We start from the raw sequence: 14,715 nt of genomic DNA, 5'->3' as shown, positions 1-14,715 counted from the left end.
CGTACTGCCGCCGGCCCGGTGAACGTGTCCCGATAGGGGCTTTGCCGCACAAAGTACCGTCACAGTTCTGACCGCCCACCGGACCGGTGTCAGCCACCAGACCCAGTCCAAGGAGCCTCGTGACCGTCACCAGCATGCCCCAGCCGACGCTGCCCGCGCAGCGAGTCCCGGACGCGGCCGAGGAGGTGATCCTGGGGGTGGACACCCACAAGGACATCCATGTTGCCGCTGTCATCACTACCCTGGGCGCCTCGCTCGCTCACCAGGAGTTCCCGGCAACCGCCGTTGGATATCGCCAACTGCTGGCCTGGGCACGGTCGTTCGGCGTCCTGCACCGGGCGGGTGTCGAGTGCACCGGATCCTACGGAACCGCGCTCACCCGGTCCCTGCGCCGAGAGGGCATCGACGTCGTCGAAGTCAACCAGCCCGACCGTGCCACCCGGCGCAAGCGCGGCAAGACAGACGCCGTCGACGCGGACGCGGCCGCCCGCGCGGTGCTGTCCGGACGCGCCACCACCGTGCCGAAGAGCGCGGACGGCCCCGCAGCGGACATGCGGGTCCTGCGACTGGCCAAGGAATCGGCTGTCAAGGCCCGCACCCAGGCACTGAACCAGCTCAAGGCCGTCCTCCTGGCCATTGACCCGGACCTGCGCGAACTGCTCACAGGTCTGAGTAACCCTGCGCTGGTCGCCACCTGCGCGGCCCTCGACGTCGATGACCGGGGCGAGGCCGTCTTCACGATGCGCCTGCTCGCCCGCAGAATCCAGCACCTGTCCGACGAGGTCAAAGAGCTCACCCGGCGCACCGCCAGGGCCGTCCGCTCCTGCCGGCCCCAGATGCTGGACCTGGTCGGTGTCGGGCCCGACAGCGCCGCGGTCCTCCTCATCGCCGCAGGTGACAACCCTGATCGGATCACTGACGAGGCATCCTTCGCCGCCCTGTGCGGCGTCAGCCCGGTCGAGCAGTCCTCTGGCAAGACACAACGGCGGCGCCTGAACCGCGGAGGCAACCGCCAAGCGAATGCTGCCCTCTACCGCATCGTGATGACCCGCACACGCTGGGACGAACGCACGCAGAAGTACCTGGAGCGACGCACCACCGAGGGCATGTCCAAGCGTGAGATCATCCGGTGCCTCAAGCGATACGTCGCCCGTGAGCTCTACCGGCACATCCAGCCCCTGGCCACCAGCCAACTCTCTTCTGCGGCTTGACGAAACATAGGGGCTTCTACGGCACCCACAAGACCGAGACGATCCGCAAGTGGCTGGCCGCCCACCCCCGCTTCCACCTGCACTTCACCCCCACCTACTCGTCCTGGCTCAACCAGGTCGTGCGACACGAAAGTCGCTTGAGAAGAGTGGAAATCACCAAGGAGGTTCGACTGATGTCGAAGGTGTAGGACCCGAGCCAGTGCACAGGGCTCGTTCCCGCCCCAGCGTGCGTCGTGAGTAATCGCGGGGTGCGAAGCCTGGGGAAATGCCCAAGGACCATCGTTCCATCCGGGGTTACAGGCTGGGAAATGCCGGACGGGCGAATGCGAATGAACCCTTGATGATGCCTCGTCATGATCACTCTCGCCGATGGGTTGCTCCAGCGGGAGATAGGGACTGGCCGTTGGAAAGCGGCAGGCGCCGACTGGAGAAACTTGGCCAGTCGGGAGTGCACCGCCGTCCCCGGGGTGCAGAGGGCGCCCTCCCCGGCAGCATCTCTCTCATGCGGAACGTGACAACCCCGATGGAGTCCAGGCCATGCCGTTTTGGCTTGGTAAGCCAACCGCAAGGGAGGCCCAACTCTCCAGCGGGTGCAGGAAGACCCAGCAAGCGAATGCCGGTCGCCGAAAGGCAGCAGGAAACCGGGGACCATGCACCGACACCTCCGTCGGTGGCTCCCGCATAACTGGCCGGATAGGGGCCGATGCCCCGACCTGAAAGGGTGCTGACGTGGGTCTGGTGAGCCTGTGGAGAAACGATGACCGGAGACACCGGAACCGAAGGGCAAGTTGGACGCCATGACGACACACACGGCCGCGATGGCGCACGCCGCAGTGGCCGCCGCCGGCATGGCGAACGGACCGGAGGACGAGATCACCGACTGGCCGTCAATCGACTGGCGGAAGGTCGAGGACAACGTACGGCGGCTTCGGCAGCGCATCTTCACGGCATCGCAGGCAGGAGACCTGGCCAAGGTCAGGAACCTGCAGAAGCTGATGCTCCGCTCCCGCTCCAACACACTCGCGAGTGTGCGGCGGGTCACGGAGATCAACGCTGGCCGCAAGACGGCGGGCATCGACGGGAAAATCGTCCTGCTGCCCCAGGGAAAGGCCGAGTTGGCCGACTGGGTCCAGCATGACGCGGCCCCGTGGAAACCCAAACCCGTCAAGCGGGTGTATATAGCCAAGGCGAATGGAAAACAGCGCCCACTCGGAATTCTCGTGATCGCCGACAGATGCCTTCAAGCTCTGACGCTGAATGCACTGGAACCCGAATGGGAGGCGCGGATGGAGCCGAAAGTCTATGGCTTTCGTCCAGGCCGCGGCTGTCATGACGCGATCGTTGCCATCCACACGACGGCGAGCGGCAAGAACGCCAAACGCCTGTGGGTGCTCGACGCCGATCTGAAAGCGGCATTCGACCGAATCGACCACGATCACCTACTCGCGTCATTGGGCTCATTCCCCGGGAGGGGAATGATTGCCGGATGGCTGAAGGCAGGTGTGGTCGAGAAGGGTTGGTTCACGCCCACAGTGGAGGGAACTCCGCAGGGTGGCGTGATCAGTCCCACGCTGCTGAACATTGCCTTGCACGGAATGGGGAAGGCCGCTGGAGTCCGCTACCAGACTCTCGGCAGTGATGCCGCGATCCTGGCACGCGACTCCCCGGTTCTGGTCGTCTACGCCGATGACCTCCTTGCCCTGTGCCATTCACGGGAACAGGCTGAGCAGGTCAAGGCGCGGCTGGCTGCATGGCTCGCGCCCCGGGGATTGGCCTTCAACGAGGACAAGACGCGCATCGTCCACCTCGATGAAGGCTGTGACTTTCTGGGGTTCAACATCCGACGCTATCGCGGCAAGTTGCTGACCAAGCCGAGCAACGAGGCCCTGCGGCGGATCCGGGAACGGCTCGCCACCGAGGTGCTGGGCCTGCGAGGGGCCAACGCCGACGCGGTGATCGCCAAGCTCAACCCGATCATCAAGGGGTGGGCTGCCTATTACCGGATCGGGGTGTCCAAGCGGGCGTTCAACTCGCTGGACGTCTACGTGTGGAGACTGGCTTACAAGTGGGCCAAGTTCTCCCACCCGAACAAGCCGGTGCGCTGGGTGACCGCCCGGTACTTCGGCATGTTCAACCCGTTCAGGCAGGACGCGTGGGTGTTCGGGGACCGCACCAGCGGTTTCTACCTCTACAAGTTCGCCTGGACGCCGATCGTCCGGCACCGGATGGTGCCGGGGAGGGCGTCAACCGACGATCCCGCCCTGGCCGACTTCTGGGCCAAGCGGCGCCGCCGCGGCAAACTCCCGCTGGGCAAAGGCACCTTGCATCTGTTGCAGAAGCAGGACGGCCGTTGCCCACTCTGCGGAGGGCTGCTGCTGCACGCCGACCACGAGCCGCAAAGCCCCGAACAGTGGGAACAGTGGCTCAAGGTCACCCGCACGGCGATCCGCAAACACGCGATCACCGCCGACGCGGGCAACGGCAAGCCGGACAAAACCGCCGCCCCACGCCTGATCCACACCCACTGCCATCGACGGCTGGCCACCGGCACAAGCCGGAGACCAGCGCTTCTGTCCGCCCGCGAGCCCAAGGGGCTTGCTTGAGCCGGTTGCTCGGAGATCGAGCACGGCCGGTTCTGAGGGGGGACCGCTGCAGCAATGCAGCGGTCCTACCCGACGAGCGGTGGTTCGCCCTGCTGACGGGCCAGAAGCTGCAGCGCGGGGTCCACAAGTCCGTTAAGGCGCTGGAGAAGGACATCCGCGCCTGGATCAAGACCTGGAACGCCAACCCCCGCCCGTTCACCTGGACCAAGACTGCCGACGAGATCTTCGAACGCCTCGCCTCATATCTTGATCGAATTCCTGGCGCAGGACACTAGGTGGGGTGTTGGGGCTTGCCCTTGCGGATCGGCCGGGCATCGGGGTCGGCCAACGAGACCAGCCGGTCGGGGATGGTGCGGATGCCCGTCAGCCGCGAAGCAGTCTGCTCCAGCAGCCGATGGGTCCCCACGGGGAGTGAGGGCGGCGGCGCCTTCCCACTGAGCGCGGGAACCGCGTCGAGCGCGTCGGAGCGTGCCGCTGGCCTTGAGCTCCCGGGCCGCGCCTCGAAGTCGAAGTCGACCGCCTGGGCGGCCGTGCGCATCACCTCGGTCATGCGCCGGACCCCGCTTCCGCACTCCCGGCCCTGCAGAGGCCGGATTCAAGGCCGTTGAGTACGGCGTTACAGTCCTTCAGGAGCGTTTCGGCGTCACGGGCGGTGACCATGAAGACGCCCAGCCAGTTGGCGACTCCGGCAGCCGGGTCGTACACCGGGACGTCGCGCCCTGGCGCCGGGTCGAACGCTGCCACCGGTGCGATGTCGCTGTCGGGTGACAGGATGTCCGACCAGTCCACCGCCCGGGGGGACCAGGTGGGCTGGGTCCGCCAGGGAACGCCGGCGGCGTCGGCGGGGACGGCAACCAGCGACGCGGCGGCACCATCTCCCTCGATGAGCAACTGCTCCGGATAGTCGACCTGCCAACCGAGCAGTTCCCGTACGAGCATGCTGATCGGGTCCAGCCCGAACACCTCCTCCACCTCCTTGGTGATCATCACGCCGCCGAATCGCGCGGCCGTCTCGATGACGACGGTCCGCCCGTCGGCGCACAGCTTCAACTCGGTGTGCGTACCGCAGGTTCCCAGACCCAGTGCTTCCACGGCGAGCCGAGAGGCGTCCTCGAGCCTGCGCTGCAGCGACTCCGGCAGCACACAGGGCGTCGTGCTGGCGACCTCGTTGAACGGCGGTATCGCGGGAAGACGCGCCGTGATGCACAGCGGGTGGTAGACGCCATCCGCCACGATCCCTTCGACGCTGACGTAATCGGCGTAGCCGGAGCGGTCGTACCAGCCCTCGGTCGAGCCGTCGACGATCTCCTCCACGAGCCAGTCCCGGTCGGCGCCCGTCTCGTAGAGTTCGCTCATCTTCACCTGACGGCCCTTGTCGAGGGCGTGCGCGACCTGCTTCCACGCGAGGGCGGCGTCGTCGGGCGTCTGCAGGACCAGCTGGCCGATCGAGCCCGCGCTCCAGGCGGGCTTGAGCAGCAGCGGTGGGGTCAGTTCGGTCAGCGCGGTGCGCAGCTCCGTCTCGGATCCGACCCGTCGGAACCCGGGAACGGGGACGCCGGCGGCCGCCCAGGTCTCCCGCATGAGCCGCTTGTCGCGCGCCCGTTCGGCGGCTGCGGGGCCGGCGCCCCGCAGCCCCAGACGGTCGGCGGCGTGGGCGACCGCCAGGACGGCGAACTCCGAGAGCGTCACCACTGCGTCGGCGCCGACGAGTCGAGCGTGGCACATGATCTCCTGGATGATGGCCTCGCCGGAACCAGCCTCCACGTACGCCCCGGTGATGCTCGCGCAGCGCGGGCGCCACAGCTCCTCCGCCGCGGTGGGCAGCGGCATGAGCGCGAGCACATGCAGCTCGCCGCAGGCCGCGATGCGCGGGAAGGCGTGCTCCAGGGGAGCGCCGCCCTTGGCATAGACATAGAGGATTCTGTTCATGCGACGTTCTCCTTGGTGACGGTGCGCTGCTCCTGGGGAGCGCTTGACTGGTGGCGGCGGACCAGGAGGGCCACTCCACCCATGAGCAGGGTCGTGCCGATGGCGACATGGACCAGGAACAGGTTCATCTCGCCCTGTGACAGGTAGCTTCCGAGCGCCAGCACGACGAGAGCGCAGACGGCCCGGTCGATGAGCGATTCCAGGGAGAGGAGCGTGGCGCGGTGCTCTGAGCCGGGGATGGCCCGGTTGATGAGCTGGCGTTGGATCGGGAAGATCAGCCCGCACGCCAGGGAGAAGACACACAGACAGACGATGGTGCCGATCAGCCCAGCGGGAACCAGTAGGGCGAGGGAGAGGGCCATGACGACCGTCAGCAGCAGCACGGCCCGTACATCGCCCAGGCGCCGCAGCCAGCTCGACCTCGCGGTCCCCGCCAGCTCGAAGAGGGTCGTGACCGCCATCACCACGCCGAAGGCGGCCAGGGGCAGCTGTTTGACGGTGAGGATGGGCTGGAAGAGATTGGCCTGACCGATCCGTACAAGGGTGAAGACGGCGACTCCTTGTGCCATGTACATGGCGAGCTGCGGGGAACGTAAGAGTACCCGGCCCGCAGCGAGTTGGTCACGCGGGGACCACTTCTTTCTGGGTCCGCCCGCTCCGCCGGGCTCCTCGCCTCCGGGAGGCAGCGCGGGCAGTCGGATCGCCAGCAGGACGGCGACCACGCAGCATGCCGCTGACAGCAGGTAGGGGCTGGGGGTGTGCCACTTCATGAGGACACCGGCGGCCGGCAGGCACACGATGCGGCCGGTGAGGGCGTAGGCGCGGCCGCTGCCCTCGGCCTGCTGGTACGCGGTGGACGCGCCGCCGCGCTGCAGGTACTCGTACAGGTAGGCGCTGCCTGCCCCGGAGACCAGGGAGTTGGCGAGGGCGACGAGCAGGAAGTGGGCCAGGAACCCGCTGTAGGACGGCCACAGGACGGGAACGAGGTTGGCCACCGTGAGCAGGGCGGCGCCGGACTGGAGGAAGCGGCGGTAGTCGAAGCGGTCGGCGAGTGCGCCCGTGGGGATCTCCAGGACGCAGAACGCCAGATAGTAGATGCTCTGGATGCTGAAGATCTGGGAGTCGGACAGGCCGCTGTCGCGCTGGTACACGTAGAAGACCGGCAGCCACCACAGCAGGCCGGTGAAGAGCTTGAAGCCGTTGTGGGCCCTGATGACCCGCCGGACGGCGGGTGAGACGGTCGCGGTCATGCCCCGGCCCGGGCACCGTAGGGGCGTATCTGCAGCATCTGGATCCGCTCGCCGTCCAGCGCCCATTCGATGTCGACGGGGGTCCCGTACAGGCCATCCGGGGAAAAGTGGGACTGCAGCAGACGGCCGACCAGCGCCAGGCGGCCCAGGGCGTGCTTGGTTCCTTCGTCGAGGTCGGCGGTGGCGGAGCCGAGCGAGACGGTGCGGCCGCCGCCTTCGACCGTGTTGTACAGGTGCTGGAGCGGTGCCCCCACACCGTTGACCACATCGGCGACCGAGCTGGCGGAGATGTTGGCGTAGACGTTGCGGAAGTCCCTGCCGTCGAACGGACTGCAGGTGACCAGGACCCCGCCCAGTGGTACGGCCACCTCCTCCTGGACGACGACGCCCATGCAGCAGTCCTCCAGCGGGAGGCCCGCCTGGTCGCGCAGCCGCACGCTGCGCGCGGACATCAGGGACGCCCAGACCTCCCTGACGCCGTCGGCGATCGCGTCGCGTGTGCCGGCGCACCGAAAGGACTCGTAGACTCCCGCCGCCGAGAAGCCCTCCAGGTCTTCGGCGTTGGAGGAGCTACGCACGACGAGCCGGTCGGCGCCCGGCAGATGGGTGGCGACGGCCCGGTCGATCCGCGTCCGGATGTCGTCCGGCATCGGGGTCGTGCGGATCAGGTGCTGCAATTCGGCACAGATCTCGTCGAGGTGCTGGGTGCCGAGCTCCAGCGCCTTCACCAGCCGGTCGATCGACCCTACGACGGCCGGAGACGACTCCAGGAACCGCCGTTGGAGCCAGAACGGCAGCGCGATGCCGCGCGGCACCCGCAGGTGCCTGCCGATCAAACGCTGCGCCGAGGCCGCCAGCGCCGCCTCGTCGGCGGGCCCGCGGCCGGGGCCGTGCACGCCCAGGAGCCGGCTCAGGTGGCCGAGCAGGTCGGCGCGCGGCGGCCGGGGCACTCGGTAAAAGCCCAGCAAGTGCTGGGAGCCGTTCTCGATCACGTGGGACAGTTCGCCGAGGTTGGCGGCCTTGGTGCCGTACCGGTGGTGATCGCCCATGCGCAGTCGCGACAACGCGACGATGGGGGCAGGGTCCGTGTCGGGGCGTCGCTTGAGGACGGTGCGGTCGGCGGCCCGGAGCCTCAAGCCGTCCAGGGCCGCCGACTGTTCGGCCGCCTCCACCCGTACCCCGGCGGCCGTGGCGGTGACCTCGTAGCTGACCCATTCGCCGTCGAGACCCGCCTCGTCGAGCCGGTCGATGATGTCGGTCTGAATGGCGTTGGGGATATTCCACCCAGTAGCAAGAACGTTGGTGTGCGACAGCGGGGTGGTGTGCTCAGCGTTGATCAGCCCGGAAAGACGGGGGATGTCGTCGGGCACGCGCGGCATGACGACGATGTCATGGGGGCGCAGGGTGTCCGCCGATGCGCGGTAGGCGCAGGCCGATCGGAACACCCGGAGCCTGCCGTGCGCGGTGCCGGGGTTGAGGGGGACGTAGGTGCGCCGGGATAACAGCTCGTGGGCCGGCACACGAGGCAGCTCGCCGGGCGGGATGTCCGCGACGGAGCCTTCCTGGACGTGGTTGGCCGGCTTGAGGAACAGCGGCACCGACGGATGGATGTGTGCACGCACGTGCCGGTAGAAGGTGAGCAGCAGGTCACCGGTCATGGTGTCCGCCTCCACCGTCTCCAGGGACATGAAGACTGACTCCGGCTCGGATCCGTCGACGCCGGGCCGTCTGTGCAGGGCCAGCACTCCCAGGCAGAAGCGCCGGTCGGGGCGGGCGTACACCTCGTGGTTGAAGGTGTCGATGTCGCTGAGCAGGTCGTCCAGCGGCACATCGAGGATGTGCTTCGCCATGTACTGCACATGCAGTGGGTTGCCGGTGCTGTCGATGAAGTGCAGCGTCGCGTCGTCGAGGTCCACGACGAGCTTCACGAAGGGGATCCCGGCCAGGCTGCCGGCGAGGCGCCCGAAGGCCGGGACGGTCAGTGGAACGTCCAGACCCGCGGGGATGATGACGGTCACGGAAGGGCACTTATCTGTGGCGCTCATGCGCAATCACCCCCGTGCACCGAAATAGGCGAAGAGGTGGGACGGAAAATGATGTTCAGTAACATTCGCTTTCATCCTTGTGAGTCACACGAGCCGGAGCAGGCCAAACGGTTCTTCCACCAGGTCGGCCACACGTCGCAGGAAGCCACCGGCGACGCCTCCGTCACAGACACGGTGGTCGAAGGAGAGGGACAACTGGCCCACCTGGCGCACTACGACGGGCACGAACAGGCTGCGTTCGGCCTGGGCCGCGAATCCGAGGCATACGGCGGTGTGCCACTCGATCTCTTGGCGCTCGGTGTCCACGGAGGCGTTGAGTTCCGGGTACCCTCCCAGCACCGCCACAATACGGGCCATCAGGGCGAGGAAGGTAATCGGTTCGCCGTCACCGGAGCCGAGGGCCCGCCTGACCTCCAGCAGACGGGTCGCGTCCACGTTCACCCATGTGGTGGCGTCGGGGATCTCACGGCGGCTGAGCGCCAGCTTGTCGGCCACGGCCTTGCGCACGCCGCGAAGCGGGATCCGTACGGTACCGATGTCGGCGGCGCCGGATCCGGCTGGAACGGCGGGCCTCGTCGGCGCCGCAGGTCCCTCGACATCGGCCCGCAGGATCAGCCCGCCGGGCCCGCTCCCCGCGATGGTCCTCAGCAGGATTGCGGTGGAGGGCATGGATGCTGATGAACACGTCAGCGGCCGCCGGGAGTGCGTAGCCGCCCAGGACGGTGGGCTCCCGAGTGACCCGGCTGATGAGCCAGGCAGGGGGATGGACCCGCAGCGTCTCGGTGAGGACGTGCTACATGAGCGGCAGACGGTCGAGGTCTTCAAAGGTCGGCAGTGCGCCGTCGAGCGCGGTGTCGCACCCGCACCTGGAAGACCGAACTCGCCCACTTCGCCGCCGAGGCCGGACTGACGATCACCATCTGCCACCTGCCTCCCGGGACGTTCAATGCCGTTGCTTGAGCGTGGCAAGCAGTTCTCGGTGACGTCGAAGGAGCGCGGTCGTTGGGCCCTACATGCATCCGTGGGTGGGGTTATTCGATCATGTGCGGCTGGGAGTGGTGACCCGATGGGTGACCCCGGAGCTCGTCGCCGACGTGCTGGAGAAATGCGGGGTTCGCGACAAGAAGCCCGGTGCCCTGCCGACCGGGTTCATGGTCTACTTCACGCTCGCCCTGGCCCTGTTCCAACAGGACTCCTACGACGACGTGGCGGAGCAACTGATCGGCGGAAGTGTGGAGTTGAGTGAGAGCATCCCCAACAAGTCCTCGTTTGCAGAATACCAGTACCGCGCCCGGGATCACGGTGACAGCGAGGGCGGCCGTGTTCGACGTCAGCGACCACACCGCATATAGCGACCCGTACGAGACTGCCACCGCCGCACTCCTGGTGGCCGCGGTACTGGAGCAAGCCAGCTCGGTGCGTAAGTGATCAAACAGCTGGGAAGGATGCAGAGGTTCGCTGTCGAGCACCGGCGGAAATCTGCGTCCGTTCCTGAAGCTGCTCGGCTGCGATTGCGTCGCTGTGCCGATCGGTGCGCGGCGTGGAGATAGGGGGAATGGCATTGTCGAAGCATCGCGTTCGGCTCAGTGGTGGTTCTGCCTGGCAGACCGACTTCCGACGCCGGACGACAGGCCGGCAGGTGCGCACGGCCATGGAAATCGCCACTGTTCGGCGCACCTTGAATCACACCCTGGTCGAGTTGAAGCGGGCCATTGAGGACCACAGGGTTGCGGAGGCAGCCGACTTACTGACTTCGGCTCGTCAGGGTGATCTTTCCTGGTTCCCCTGATGGGGCTGGGGTGTTGGTTGTACTTCGTGGTGGGTGAGGTATGCGGATGGCGGCGGGCTCACCGCTGCGGGACGTCAGCGCCGGGAGACGGTACGCATGCAGGCGGCCGAGCTGTTCGATGAGGGGGTCAAGCCGCCGGAGGTGGCGCAACGGCTGCGGGTGAGCCGGAAGTCGGCCTACCAGTGGTACCGGATATGGCGGGAAGGCGGTGTGCAGGCCCTGGCCTCGCGCGGTCCGAGCGGGTCGCGGTGCCGTCTGTCGTCGCGCTGTCTGGAGAAGCTGGCCGGGTACCTGGAGCAGGGCCGGCCGCGCATGGCTGGGTGGAGGACCAGGTGTGGACGGCCGCGCGGGTGGCCACTCTGATCGGGCGGAAGTTCCACGTCTCCTACAGCGTCTCGGGTGCCACCAGGCTGATGCACCGGCTCGGATTCAGCCCGCAGGTGCCCGCACGGCGGGTGGCCGAGCGCGACGAGCAGGCCGTGACCTTGTGGAAGGAGTCTCAATGACGAAGTCAAGCCGCTTGCGCGACCGGCGGGGCGGGGGTGAAGAGCCGTCCGTCACGCAGGAGTGCCCAGAGCACCCCGGCCCGGCGTCGGGCGAGGGCGATGACAGCTTGAACGTGTTTGCAGCCCTCGCCGCGCTTCTTGAGGTAGAAGTCCCGGTTCGGGCCGTCGCGGATGATGCTGGTCTGCGCCGACAGATAGAACACCCGGCGTAGGCGACGGCTGTAGCGCTTGGGCCGGTGAAGGTTGCCGGTCCGTCGGCCGGAGTCGCGGGGAACGGGCACGAGCCCGGCTGCCGAGGCCAGGTGCCCGGCGTCCGCGTAGGCAGACATATCGCCCGCCGCCACGACGAACTCCGCTCCGAGTATTGGCCCCATCCCGGGCAGGGACTCGATGATCTCGGCCTGCGGGTGACTGCGGAAGGTCTCGCGAATCTGTTTGTCGATCCGGTTGAGCCGGTCGTCCAAGGCCAGGATCTGCGCCGCCAAGTCGGCGACGATCTGGGCGGCGATGTCCTCGCCGGGCAGCGCGGTCTGCTGGGCCTGAGCGGCTTCCAGGGCGGTGGCGGCGACCGTATCGGCACTCCGGACGCTGCGGTTGGCTAGCCAGGCCGTCAGCCGGGCCCGGCCGCGGCGCCGGATGGCGGCAGGAGTCTGGTAGCCGGTCAGGAGCACCAGCGCACCCTTGTGCGCCGAGTAGTCGAAAGCCCGCTCCAGCGCGGGGAAGACGCCGGTCAGCACGTCGCGCAGCCGATTGATCATCCTTACCCGATCGGCCACCAGGTCGGAGCGGTGGGCGGTGAGCAAAGCGAGGTCGGCGGCCAGCTGGGCCGGCACGTCGATCGCGGTGAAGTCGTTGCGGTGGCGGGCGGTCTCAGCGATGACGTAGGCGTCGCGGGCGTCCGTCTTGGCCTCGCCCCGGTAGGCGCCGGACATCCGGTTGACCGTGCGGCCGGGCACGTAGACGGCCCGCTGGCCGTGAGCTGCGAGCAGGGCCAGCAGCAACGCGGAGGCCGTGCCGGAGATGTCCACCGCCCAGTGGACATCGTCGGCCAGGGCCAGGATCTCGCCGAGCGCAGCCAGGATGGCAGACTCGTCGTTGTCGATCTTCTTCGACCACAAGGTGGCTCCGGTCTCGTCGACCACTGCGGCCCAGTGATGAGCCTTGCCGGCGTCGATGCCGGCCCAGACCCGGTCCCGTTCCTTGCGCACGCGCCCCTCCTCGTCTCCAACATCATGCTGTCGGCCCGAGGAACACCCCGCTGTCATCTCCGTAATCAGCGACCGCACAAGGCGCGCACATCTCAATCAGCAGCCAGGGCGCCCCGGAAAGCCGGGCGGCCACTCCTTCCGAGCCACTACAGGCAAGGCAACCTGAGCCACACCCGGCCCTCCCGGGCCGCCCAACAACTTACGGAGGCGACCTGGGCGGAGGTAGAAGAGCCCGGGCGGCCTGCGGCGGCTGCATCTGCTTCGAGGACGAGGCAGGCTTCACCCGTCGGCCGCCCCGAGGACGCACGTGGGGCCGGCGTGGCGTCACCCCGGCCGTGACGGTCAGCGGGCGGCGCTCGGGGCGGCTGTCGGTGGCCGGGCTGATCGCGATGCGGCCCGGGTCCCGCACCCGGCTGTGCCACCGCCTGCGCACCCACCGGGCGGGAGCCGGCAAGCGCCGCAGCATGAGCGAACGCGACTTCGTCGCGCTGATCGACGGCGTGCACCAGCTGGTCAAGGCGCCGATCGTGCTGGTGTGGGACCGGCTGAACACCCATGTCTCTCACGCCATACGGGAGTTGATCGCCCAGCGCGAGTGGCTGACGGTGTTCCTGCTGCCCGCCTACGCGCCCGACCTCAACCCCGTCGAGGCGGTGTGGGCACACGTCAAACGCAGCCTGGCCAACCTCGCTGTCGTCGCCCTCGACCGCCTGGAAACACTCGTCCGCAACCGCCTCAAACGCCTCCAGTACCGACCCGAGACCCTCGACGGCTTCATAGCCGGAACCGGCCTGTCCCTCGACGATCCAGCGTCACCCTGACGAGCCGAAGTCAGTAAGGTCGGCTCGATCAGGGCCCATCGGGCGTTGGACAGGTCATTGGGGTACGGCTTCCGCTGGCTGACGCCGTAGCGTCTGCGCGGATGAGGCGGACGATGACGTTCCGCGTCCTGTCAGGCGTTTCTGCCTCATCTTCAAACCAGACGGACTTCGAGCGCGAGATGTAGAGCAATCGGGCAGCCAGGTTGATGCCTCGGCGAGCACCAAGGTGTACCTATGGTGCAAGAGCTGAGAAACCCGTCATGCCCAAAGCTCACTTCGCAACACGACCCATGACTAAACGCCCAGTAAGTGGTCCGCTTGGTCACACGGTCCCAGCTGATGAGGCTGCCCTGGGTGTCCATCCGCCAGCGGACCTTGCGGTTCGTCGGGCCGTTGGGGATGGGGAGAGGCTTTCGGGACAGCCGTTGGGCGAAGTTCCATGCGGCGACGCGGTGGAACCAGCCGGGCGCGTGGGGGCGTCCGTCGGTGGAACCGCGGACGAATGAGGAGAGGCGAGCGTGTTGGACTTCGGCTTCTGCAAGGAGCGGGGCCAGGGTGTTGGCGTCGTCGCCCTTTCGGACGCGCCGCTCCCATTCGCGCACGGCCGTCGCGAGGATCTTGGGAGTGATTGGATGGGTTGTGACCGCGACTGCGGGGCTCGTGAGTTCGTCGTCGAGGGGCTCGTAGCTGTGGGGCATGAGGACGACAGGCTGCTCCGGCCAATTGCCATATCCCAACACCCCCATTCCTCACGACATCTCCTCCCTGTTATCGAGAGTACGTCGCACGACCAATGGACGGCTGACGATCAATGTGCGACTGGCCACTGACGTGGCCTCAACTCCATCAAGGATGGGCCTCGCGGTATCCGGACCAGTGTGACGGAGGGGCTGAATGCGGCGGCTGAATGGGCTGCCGCCCAGGGCCAGGAGTTGCCCAGGGCCAGGAGTTCGCATATGAGACGGATGAGTGCCGCGTATCGGTAGGGCCAGATGCTCGTGTGGCAGGCGAAGTGCGCCGGCAATGACCCGGGAGAAGGCCACAGCGTGAGGGTTCGCCCTGTTGAGCGTATCGTTGAGTGAGGACATGAGGAGCAGTTCCTTCGAGGGAACGGAATGCCTGGCTGAGCAGCTGGAGAGCCGGTTAGGGCTTCTTTCGCCTCAGTCGTCAGTGCGCTCGTCGAGCGGGCAGGAAGAGAGCGTCCAGGCGAGCTCCGCCGACCCCCGACTGTGTGGGTCGAGCGTGACGAGCCGCGCCGCCGCAGCCCGTGCGCACTGGATCGGAGGTGGTGTCGTGTGCGTATGTGCACTGTCGGTCACGGCTCCGGGCGGCCTGCTCTTAGCGGTGGAGCCG

9 protein-coding genes and 6 pseudogenes are annotated in these 14,715 nt (G+C 67.5%); 8 read left to right on the top strand and 7 right to left on the bottom strand.

The genetic code is table 11. The features are described from left to right. Positions 1–134: 134 nt before the first annotated feature. The 4 genes and pseudogenes from K9S39_RS41210 to K9S39_RS41195 form a co-directional block, all read left to right on the top strand. On the top strand, positions 135–1,211 hold the full coding sequence (locus K9S39_RS41210) for an IS110 family transposase (RefSeq protein ID WP_454896523.1): 1,077 nt from the start codon (positions 135–137) through the stop codon (positions 1,209–1,211). A 17-nt stretch (positions 1,212–1,228) separates the two neighbouring features. After that, positions 1,229–1,336, top strand: a pseudogene (locus K9S39_RS41205) (transposase); the annotation flags it as partial. 672 nt (positions 1,337–2,008) lie between these two features. After that, positions 2,009–3,814 (top strand): reverse transcriptase domain-containing protein, encoded by a 1,806-nt coding sequence (locus K9S39_RS41200; RefSeq protein ID WP_319949533.1) that lies wholly within the window; start codon positions 2,009–2,011, stop codon positions 3,812–3,814. Positions 3,815–3,888: 74 nt separating this feature from the next. Beyond that, positions 3,889–4,089, top strand: a pseudogene (locus tag K9S39_RS41195) (IS630 family transposase); the annotation flags it as partial. Here the strand turns inward: K9S39_RS41195 and K9S39_RS41190 are convergent. The 5 genes and pseudogenes from K9S39_RS41190 to K9S39_RS41170 all read right to left on the bottom strand — a co-directional run. Next, positions 4,086–4,364: a hypothetical protein gene (locus K9S39_RS41190; protein WP_248869255.1), complete on the bottom strand. Its 279-nt coding sequence runs from the start codon at positions 4,362–4,364 to the stop codon at positions 4,086–4,088. The pseudogene K9S39_RS41195 and the gene K9S39_RS41190 overlap by 4 nt on opposite strands. Then, positions 4,361–5,743 carry an ATP-grasp domain-containing protein gene (locus K9S39_RS41185; RefSeq protein ID WP_248868405.1) on the bottom strand — a complete coding sequence of 461 codons (1,383 nt, stop codon included), beginning with the start codon at positions 5,741–5,743 and terminating at the stop codon, positions 4,361–4,363. The genes K9S39_RS41190 and K9S39_RS41185 overlap by 4 nt, the downstream gene beginning before the upstream one ends. Then, positions 5,740–6,993, bottom strand: coding sequence for an MFS transporter (locus K9S39_RS41180; RefSeq protein WP_248868403.1), 1,254 nt, complete (start codon positions 6,991–6,993; stop codon positions 5,740–5,742). Before K9S39_RS41180 ends, K9S39_RS41185 begins: the two co-directional genes overlap by 4 nt. Further along, complete coding sequence (locus K9S39_RS41175) at positions 6,990–9,038, bottom strand: PEP/pyruvate-binding domain-containing protein (RefSeq protein ID WP_248868401.1); 2,049 nt, start codon at positions 9,036–9,038, stop codon at positions 6,990–6,992. Before K9S39_RS41175 ends, K9S39_RS41180 begins: the two co-directional genes overlap by 4 nt. An 84-nt stretch (positions 9,039–9,122) precedes the next feature. After that, a pseudogene (locus K9S39_RS41170) lies at positions 9,123–9,686 on the bottom strand (2-oxo acid dehydrogenase subunit E2); the annotation flags it as partial. A 207-nt stretch (positions 9,687–9,893) separates the two neighbouring features. Here K9S39_RS41170 and K9S39_RS43270 point away from each other — a divergent pair. From K9S39_RS43270 to K9S39_RS43265, 3 genes and pseudogenes are all read left to right on the top strand, one after another. Next, positions 9,894–9,980, top strand: a pseudogene (locus K9S39_RS43270) (ISAzo13-like element transposase-related protein); the annotation flags it as partial. An 83-nt stretch (positions 9,981–10,063) separates the two neighbouring features. Beyond that, a complete protein-coding gene (locus tag K9S39_RS41165; protein ID WP_248868400.1) occupies positions 10,064–10,390 on the top strand; it encodes a transposase domain-containing protein in 327 nt (108 codons plus the stop codon). Positions 10,391–10,860: 470 nt separating this feature from the next. Continuing rightward, positions 10,861–11,327 (top strand): annotated as a pseudogene (locus K9S39_RS43265) (helix-turn-helix domain-containing protein); the annotation flags it as partial. An 11-nt stretch (positions 11,328–11,338) separates the two neighbouring features. Here K9S39_RS43265 and K9S39_RS41150 read toward each other — a convergent pair. After that, positions 11,339–12,541, bottom strand: a complete 1,203-nt coding sequence (locus K9S39_RS41150) for an IS110 family RNA-guided transposase (RefSeq protein ID WP_248862330.1) — start codon at positions 12,539–12,541, stop codon at positions 11,339–11,341. 204 nt (positions 12,542–12,745) lie between these two features. Between K9S39_RS41150 and K9S39_RS41145 the strand changes: the two are divergent. Beyond that, positions 12,746–13,362 (top strand): annotated as a pseudogene (locus K9S39_RS41145) (transposase); the annotation flags it as partial. A gap of 152 nt (positions 13,363–13,514) precedes the next feature. On the opposite strand, the gene K9S39_RS41140 reads toward K9S39_RS41145, so the two are convergent. Then, complete coding sequence (locus tag K9S39_RS41140) at positions 13,515–14,060, bottom strand: pPIWI_RE module domain-containing protein (protein WP_248869207.1); 546 nt, start codon at positions 14,058–14,060, stop codon at positions 13,515–13,517. Positions 14,061–14,715: the final 655 nt, after the last annotated feature.

Source organism: Streptomyces halobius, from assembly GCF_023277745.1.
Lineage (GTDB): Bacteria > Actinomycetota > Actinomycetes > Streptomycetales > Streptomycetaceae > Streptomyces > Streptomyces halobius.
Note: the sequence above shows the minus strand (reverse complement) of the source record. Positions and strands in the feature narration are given on the sequence as shown.